The 6,260-nt window shown below is 45.2% G+C and carries 7 protein-coding genes; 2 read left to right on the top strand and 5 right to left on the bottom strand.

Annotated elements, in window-relative coordinates:
• Positions 1-251, bottom strand: a 251-nt coding sequence (locus B4F99_RS08010) for a hypothetical protein (RefSeq protein WP_290756598.1), incomplete at its 3' end; no start/stop codon positions are given.
• A 292-nt stretch (positions 252-543) separates the two neighbouring features.
• Positions 544-717: a hypothetical protein gene (locus B4F99_RS08005; protein WP_200934380.1), complete on the bottom strand. Its 174-nt coding sequence runs from the start codon at positions 715-717 to the stop codon at positions 544-546.
• 78 nt (positions 718-795) lie between these two features.
• On the opposite strand from B4F99_RS08005, the gene B4F99_RS08000 reads away from it, so the two are divergent.
• A complete protein-coding gene (locus B4F99_RS08000) occupies positions 796-1,377 on the top strand; it encodes a TIGR00730 family Rossman fold protein (protein ID WP_290756595.1) in 582 nt (193 codons plus the stop codon).
• A 152-nt stretch (positions 1,378-1,529) separates the two neighbouring features.
• Here B4F99_RS08000 and B4F99_RS07995 read toward each other — a convergent pair whose 3' ends face one another.
• The 3 genes from B4F99_RS07995 to B4F99_RS07985 all read right to left on the bottom strand — a co-directional run bounded on the left by B4F99_RS07995 (position 1,530) and on the right by B4F99_RS07985 (position 3,754).
• Complete coding sequence (locus B4F99_RS07995; RefSeq protein ID WP_035410435.1) at positions 1,530-2,483, bottom strand: ABC transporter ATP-binding protein; 954 nt, start codon at positions 2,481-2,483, stop codon at positions 1,530-1,532.
• A gap of 15 nt (positions 2,484-2,498) precedes the next feature.
• Positions 2,499-3,308 carry an ABC transporter permease gene (locus B4F99_RS07990; RefSeq protein ID WP_214730036.1) on the bottom strand — a complete coding sequence of 270 codons (810 nt, stop codon included), beginning with the start codon at positions 3,306-3,308 and terminating at the stop codon, positions 2,499-2,501.
• Positions 3,309-3,631: 323 nt separating this feature from the next.
• On the bottom strand, positions 3,632-3,754 hold the full coding sequence (locus tag B4F99_RS07985) for a hypothetical protein (RefSeq protein ID WP_255359374.1): 123 nt from the start codon (positions 3,752-3,754) through the stop codon (positions 3,632-3,634).
• Between the two features lie 371 nt (positions 3,755-4,125).
• On the opposite strand from B4F99_RS07985, the gene B4F99_RS07980 reads away from it, so the two are divergent.
• On the top strand, positions 4,126-6,222 hold the full coding sequence (locus B4F99_RS07980; RefSeq protein WP_290756591.1) for a bifunctional metallophosphatase/5'-nucleotidase: 2,097 nt from the start codon (positions 4,126-4,128) through the stop codon (positions 6,220-6,222).
• Positions 6,223-6,260: the final 38 nt, after the last annotated feature.

Genomic DNA, 6,260 nt, shown 5'->3' with positions numbered 1-6,260 from the left:
CGTTTTACAGAATATTCATATGGTAAATCTTTTGCTACTTGCTTTACAGAGTATTCGTACGGTAAATCTTTCGCTACTCGTTTTACAGAATATTCATACGGTAAATCTTTTGCTACTTGCTTTACAGAGTATTCGTACGGTAAATCTTTTTTAGCAAATTGATTTTGATCATTTGTAAGGTTAGTATTCGCAACGCCGACACTCAATAGGAGTGCCCCTAATCCTATAACTATTTTGTTACTCAATTTCATATAGTTAACCTCCTATTATTTTTCGTATGGCTTCGTAACAACATCATATAACCTTAGACCCCCTCTGAATATTCGAATACGAATATTTATGGTATTTTACACATTATTTTCACTTTCTATTACTTTTGGCGCGGGTCATATGTCCCGAATACTGCATTTTTTTTACAAATCACCCATCAATATGTAGAACTTGTGTATGAAAATAGATTTTTCTGAATATTTAACTATGATAAAATTTCGTAACAGACAAAAAGAGAGCTAGTCCAACTCATACGAGTCGAACCAGCTCTCTTTATTTTGATGATTGTCGTAACGCGATGACATAAAATATACCGAGTATGAGAATCACACCTAGTAGTATCGAACTAATTGTTGTCCGAGTCGACGTATCCGGCATCCATATCCCAAGTCCCAAATTGATTGCTGCGATAATTAGGACGAGCCAAACGATCGTACGTGGTCGCATACCGATCTCCTTCCTGGTCTCCTCTGCCGTCCGCTCACCGAATGTGCTATGGTGACACTAACAAAGGAGGTTCTGTTCATGAATAGACTTGCAGTATTTTGTGGTTCTAAAGATGGTGCGCATCCCGTCTTTCGCGAGGCTGCTGAGAAGCTTGGTCTAGCGCTCGCCGCTCACGGCATTGGACTCGTATACGGCGGTTCCCGCGTTGGAACGATGGGAGCTGTCGCGGATGCTACGCTTACGGCTCAAGGTCAAGCGATCGGTGTCCTCCCCCACTTTCTACAAGAAAAGGAATTAGCACACCCGGAACTGACTGAATTGCATCTCGTCCACTCGATGCACGAGCGAAAAGCAAAGATGTCAGAGCTTGCCGATGGCTTCATTATTCTTCCTGGCGGACCCGGAACGATGGAAGAGTTTTTCGAAGTCTTCACGTGGGCCCAACTCGGTCTGCATGAAAAACCGTGCGGTGTACTCAACATTGACGGGTACTATGACCCCTTGATTACCCTGTTCGACACGATGGAACCACAAGGATTCTTGATTCCCGAACACCGAGCGATGCTGATCGTCGAGTCGGATCCGGATCGTCTCTTAGAACGCTTCGCCACATATGAAGCACCACGCGTCAAAACGTATATGGATCGCTCACAAACCTGATGAAAACGGAGTCCTTGACTCCGTTTTTTTTGATGCATTCGCATACTCTTCCGATATTTCTTCTCTCACTTACTAGTTTTCTCCACTCCGTTTCAGGATTCCTACTCTTTGGGCACAAAAAAACCAGATGCACAAAGGCATCTGGTAAAACGTTAGAAGAACTTCATGATTGCGTCGCTAAGATTCGTCAAAGACGGTGTCTCGTCAATGACCATCAAACTACCTGCTGCAATCGCGAGTAATCCGAGACCTGATAAAATCCAGCCAGGATGTTTTACGTTGACGTCAGCATCGACGTTTTCTTTTCCGGACCGCGCATTTGCTGCTTGTTCCTTCAAGCGATCGCGACGGTATTGATGTTGTTCCTCTTTTGACCATTTCTTATATTCTGCGAGGAACTTCTTATATTCCGGTAAGACATCCTTCGTCGTCCCGTCGAGTCGAACTTGACCGTACTCGAGCCAGACGACACGCTCACAGAAACTCTTGATTTGTGAGAGCGAGTGACTGACGAAAATGATCGTCTTGCCTTCGTCCTTGAACTCGTTCATCTTATCGATACAGCGGTTATAGAAGGTTTGGTCACCGACTGATAATGCTTCATCGACGATCAAGATGTCGGCATCGACATTGACGGCGATTGCGAAGCCAAGTCGTGACTTCATCCCACTCGAGTATTTCTTGATTGGCTGATCAATGAAGTCACCAATATCCGCGAAATCGATGATTCCAGGCATTCGACGTTCGATTTCCGCGTCGTCCATCCCAAGCAGGAGACATTTCAAGCGAATGTTCTCGCGTCCTGTCAGCACGTTCTTCAATCCTTGGGATACGGCGATGATCGCGACTTCTCCGTTGATCGCGACGTTTCCTTCGTTCGCGTAGATGATCCCTGAAATCAGGTTCGAGAGCGTCGATTTACCCGAACCGTTGATTCCGACGAGACCGACGACTTCTCCTTTTCCGATCTCAAGTGAGATATCGCGTAAAGCTGTAAATGTTTTAACGCTCTTGCTTTGATTTTTGAACAAGAGCTTGAATTTTTCTTTCGTAGTCGTGACCATGTCGAAGCGTTTCGTGACATGGTCGAGTTTAATCATAGACATGGCGATTTCCTTCCCTTAAACGAGCTCAGTGAATGATTTACGGAACTTGATGTGCAAGAACGTTCCGGCTGAGAATAAGAGGAGCGTGACACTCCAGAAGTACAGACCCGTTGGCCATTCTTGCCAGACCCAATGTCCGCCGAGCAAGCTCGCCCGGTATCCCTCGACGAGATAGTAGACCGGATTCAAGCGGAGGACCCCATGTAAGACGTCCGGGAACCGCTCGATGTTCCAAAGGATCGGTGTCATATAAAAGAGCATCCGCATCATCGATTGCAAGAAGAGCTGGATGTCCTTGACGAGTGTGACGAGTGTCGAAAAGCAAAGCGAGAATGCATAGACGAAAATGTATGTGGCGATCATATAATACGGCAATTGAAGCAGTTTCCATGTGATCGGAATGCCGTTTGCAATGATGACGACGATGACGATGGCAAGCATCGCAAAATGTTGATACATCCGTGACAAGATGACATACGATGGAATCGCACTCATCGGGAAACGCATCTTCGTTACCATCGCGAGACGGCTATTGATCGAATTCGACCCCCGAAGCAACGCATCGTTGATGAAGAACCAGACGACAATCCCGCAAAGGAGCCAGACGATGAATGGAATGTTTCCATCGACGTCTTTATTTCCGCGCAGACCGACTCCGAAGACGAACCAGTAGATGAAGATTTGGAGACCCGGATTGAGGAGCTCCCATAAAAGACCAAGGCGTTGCTCTGCGTGCGCTGATTTGATTTCATATCGCGCCAACCGGCGAATCAGGGGGAAATTATCGACCTGTTCCCGGATGATACTTCTCATTTCTTTCAGCATAAGTGTAAGTTCCTTCCGATTCATGATACATGTATTTTATTTTCATATTCGTTGATTCCACTCAAAAAAGACGGATGCCGTCCGCGATTGCTCAAACGAACGCTCCCTCCGCGTGAACGGGACCTTGCCCGGTCGATTCTGACTCGCCTCCTTCTTCGCTTATTCGTGCATGATAGAAGCAATACTTCCTATATACACTTAATCAATTCTAGCCATCGGGAAAAAGCGTGTCAATGTATTGGACGAACCGACACCAAACTGTAGTTTTTCAGACACGAAAAAACCGGCAGGTACACCACCGGTCATCTCCTAGTTTGTTTCCTTTAAGCATGATTAAAATGTGGAAATTCGATTGTCGTCGGTGGCGAAGCGAGTCCCCATACGAGGAGAACCGTAATCACACAAATAATACCGACAAGAACGCCTCCTCGAATCGTATCATTCATCCAGCGTTGCCCCTTTTCATCCGAACTGCTTGTATACTGACATCATACAATATTTAGCAATTTTCGACCACTAAAAAATCGACATTTAATGGAAATGTTTAACGATTGTTCATATTCTTTCGTTTCATTTTTATCCAAGACAAGATATAATGAAATCGCTATCATTTAAACGAGAAAGCGAACGTTCGGATTTGAATCCTATCAAACGAACGACTCCCGTGGGTTGTCATGTTGTCGGACCTAAGAATTTACGTTATTTACAAAAGGTTCATCCCACGAATCTTTCCAAACCCTTTATAGTAGAAGAAGAGGTCAACGATCGCATCACGACCTTGCATTCATACCCCACTCTTGAAGGAGGATTTTTACGTATGTACAAATCAAAACCGCTTTACGCGGCAGCTGTTGCTGTCGCCCTGACGACATCGGCAATCGTGCCGGTTGCCCAAACGACAGTTTCGGCTGCAACGCATGTCAAAGTCAAAACGGTCAAACTCAAGTCACTCGTCTTCACGAAAGGTGCTCCGGTCAAACTCCCTGCTACATATAAAGGTGAGAAGATCACATGGAAATCGTACGATCGCCATGCGTTCAACCGTTACCAAACGGTCAAAGGCACATACGGTAAGAAAAAGAATCCGATTGAGATTAAAATCTACATTCAGAACTATGCTGTAAAGATCATTGAAAAAGTGGAAGCTCAAACAATCTATGTCGATCAAAAACCAGAATTGCCAAAAACATTAGGTATTCTTTATGCTACAGGTCGTATTCATGACAAACCAGTCCGTTGGTCGAAGGTCGATACGAGCGAAGCGGGTGTGAAATATGCGGTCGCAAGTTATACACGCCTCGGAAAGACAATTACATTAAAAGCAAAAATCACAGTTCTCGACGTCAACACGGATGACTTCTCGATCGGTTTGATGCATACGAACGATACGCACGCGAACCTCGATAAGACACCAAAACGTGCGACAGTCATCAAAGAACTTCGCGCAGCTTACCGTGCAGAAGGTAAACCATCGCTTCTATTAGATGCAGGTGATGTCTTCTCTGGAACACTCTACTTCAACAAGTTCCTCGGTCAAGCGGATCTTGAACTGATGAACTATATGAAATACGATATGATGACGTTCGGTAACCATGAGTTCGATCTTGGGGATACAGACAATAACATCGCCTTGAAGAACTTCGTCACTAAGGCGAAATTCCCGTTCATCACGGCGAACGTCGATTTCAGCAAAAATAAGTCGTTCAAGGGTCTACAAAAGAAAACAATCACTGCAGGGCCGGAGCGCGGCAAGATTTATCAAGGCATCATTAAGGAATACAAAGGTCAAAAAATCGGTTTCTTCGGTCTGACGACAGAAGAGACGAAAGATATCGCAAGCCCAGGTACGGTTGCGTTTGCAAACTATATTGCTAGCGCTAAAGCTGCTGTCAAAAAGCTTGAAGATCGTGGCGTCAATAAAATCGTAGCGTTGACACACATCGGTTTTGATGACAACGAAGCAATCGATAACGATCAATTGCTTGCACGTAATGTCGACGGGATTGATGTCATCGTCGGCGGTCACTCGCACACGAAACTTGAAAAACCGGTCGTCGTTGATGAGACGGTCGTTCCAGGCAAAGCAGAACCGACAATCATCGCTCAAGCCTACCAATACGGTGATTTCCTCGGAAATCTTGATTTGACGTTCGACTACAAAGGAAAATTGACTGAGTATAACGGTTCATTGATTGATGTTTCTACAGCAAAAGAAGATGTGCGTGCGGCTGAAATCCTTAAGCCATATGCAGATCAAATCGCTGAGTTGAAAAACGAAGAAGTCGGTGCGAATATCGTTAATGCCCTTCCAAACCCACGCGGCGAAATCAGTGTCCGTAACAGTGAAACGGCTCTCGGAAACTTGATCACGGATGGTATGCTCAAAAAAGCGAAAGAATACAATAAGGATACAGTCATCGCGATGCAAAACGGTGGAGGGATCCGTGCCGCCATCGATGCTGGACCACTCACTGTCGGTGAAGTCTTAACGACGCTTCCATTTGGTAATACACTTGCGACTGTTAAGTTATCAGGTGCAGAAATTAAAGAACTACTTGAAATCAGTGTTGGGGTTGCGCCAAAAGAAAACGGCGGTTTCCTCCACGTTTCTGGTATGAAATTTGAATACGACAGCACGAAAGCCGCTGGTGAACGGATCAAAAAAATGGAAGTGAATAACAACGGAACATTCGAAATCATCGATTCAACGAAGACATATGTCATCGCAACGAATGCCTTCACAGCTAAAGGTGGCGATGGTCTCACACCATTCGCGACGGCTTACAAAGCTGGTCGCGTCACGGACCTCGGTCTCTCTGACTGGGAAAACCTACGTGATTTCACGAAATCACTCGGTCAAGTCGACTACAAGATTGAAGGTCGCATCGTCGATACATCAAAACTTCCAAACTAATACGAACAAAAAACAACCGCAGGTCTTCTCGATTCGTT

The organism is Exiguobacterium sp. UBA3491 (genome assembly GCF_002377745.1).
GTDB lineage: Bacteria > Bacillota > Bacilli > Exiguobacteriales > Exiguobacteriaceae > Exiguobacterium_A.
This window is presented reverse-complemented; position numbering and strand designations above follow the sequence as displayed.

Bases quoted from the DNA above. Each gene is read 5' to 3' on its own strand.
- B4F99_RS08005 (WP_200934380.1), bottom strand. From the start codon at position 717: ATGCGACCACGTACGATCGTTTGGCTCGTCCTAATTATCGCAGCAATC.
- B4F99_RS08000 (WP_290756595.1), top strand. From the start codon at position 796: ATGAATAGACTTGCAGTATTTTGTGGTTCTAAAGATGGTGCGCATCCC.
- B4F99_RS07995 (WP_035410435.1), bottom strand. From the start codon at position 2,483: ATGTCTATGATTAAACTCGACCATGTCACGAAACGCTTCGACATGGTC.
- B4F99_RS07990 (WP_214730036.1), bottom strand. From the start codon at position 3,308: ATGCTGAAAGAAATGAGAAGTATCATCCGGGAACAGGTCGATAATTTC.
- B4F99_RS07985 (WP_255359374.1), bottom strand. From the start codon at position 3,754: ATGAATGATACGATTCGAGGAGGCGTTCTTGTCGGTATTATTTGTGTG.
- B4F99_RS07980 (WP_290756591.1), top strand. From the start codon at position 4,126: ATGTACAAATCAAAACCGCTTTACGCGGCAGCTGTTGCTGTCGCCCTG.